Annotated in this window: 1 protein-coding gene; it reads left to right on the top strand. The window is 73.4% G+C overall.

Going from position 1 to position 1,378, the window contains the following annotated elements:
- The coding region (locus AC27VN_RS41500; protein ID WP_490880514.1) for a PAS domain S-box protein at positions 1-1,378 on the top strand (1,378 nt) is incomplete at both ends.

Genomic DNA, 1,378 nt, shown 5'->3' with positions numbered 1-1,378 from the left:
GAATGGCGCGACGCGCGGCTGCGCACGCTCGACGCGGTCGACACGCCCTACCGGCTGCACGTGCTCGATCCCGCGAGCCGCACGGCCGAGCAGTCCGACGTCTCGCTGGCCTGCGCCGCCGCGCGCAAGCTCGGCACGCCGGCCTATTCGCCGAGCCACTACGTGCCGCTGGGCGGCGGTGGCGGCATGGAGGTGATGGAGCTGTGCGTGCCGATGGACACCGGCGGCGGCTTCCTGGTGGCCAGCTACTCGCTGCGCGACACGCTGGCCGAACTGGTCGGCCCCACGCTCACGCGCGGCCAGGAGGTGGCCTTCACCGAGACCGACGGCACGCGCCTCGTGGCCATCGGCACCGCGCGCCGCGTCGGCACGCGCGTGTTCACCTCGCAGCAACTGATCGACCTGCCCGGCGCCGCGCTGATGCTGCGCGTGGACGGCTGGCGCTCCGCGCCCGACCTGTTCCCGAACGTGCTGACCGCGCTGGTCACGGCGATCTCGATCGCGCTGGTGTCGGTGCTGGTGCTGCTGGCGCGCGACACGCGGCGGCGGCTGCGCGCCGAGCGCGACCTCGCCGATTCGCTGGCCTTCCGCAAGGCGATGGAGGACTCGGTCATCACCGGCCTGCGCGCGCGCGACCTGCAGGGCCGCATCACCTACGTCAACCCGGCCTTCTGCGAGATGGTGGGCTTCAGCGCCGAGGAGCTGATGGCGCGCGAGGCCAACGACGCGCCCTACTGGCCGACCGAGCTCGCGCACGAGTACCAGCAGCGCCAGGCACGCCGGCTGGCCGGCGGCATGCCGCCGCGCGAGGGCTTCGAGTCGGTCTTCATGCGCAAGGACGGCACCCGCTTCCCGGTGCTGATCTTCGAGGCGCCGCTGCTCAACGCGCAGCGCGTGCAGACCGGCTGGATGAGCGCCTTCATCGACGTCAGCGAGCAGCGCCGCATCGAGGAGCTCTCGCGCGCCAGCCAGGAGCGGCTGCAGGCCAGCGCGCGGCTGGCCACCGTGGGCGAGATGGCCTCGCTGCTGAGCCACGAGCTCACGCAGCCGCTGGCCGCGATCGCCAGCTACGCCACCGGTTCGCTCAACATGCTCGGCCCCGACGCGCGCGGCGAGCAGGGCGAGGTGGCGATGGCGGTGCGCCGCATCGCCGAGCAGGCCGATCGCGCGGGCCAGGTGATCCGCAGCGTGCACGACTTCGTGCGGCGGCGCGACCGCACGCGCGAGGCGGTCGCGCCGCAGGCGCTGATCGATGCCGTGCTGCCGCTGGTGCGGCTGCAGGCGCGCAAGCTCGGCGTGATCATCGAGGTGGTGCTCGAGGACCGGCTGCCGGCCGCGATGTGCGACCGCACGCTGGTCGAGCAGGTGCTGCTGAACC

The organism is Variovorax sp. 20P10.2.4, from assembly GCF_058244205.1.
The sequence above is the reverse complement of the archived record's forward strand: the minus strand, read 5'-3'. Positions and strand labels throughout refer to the sequence as shown.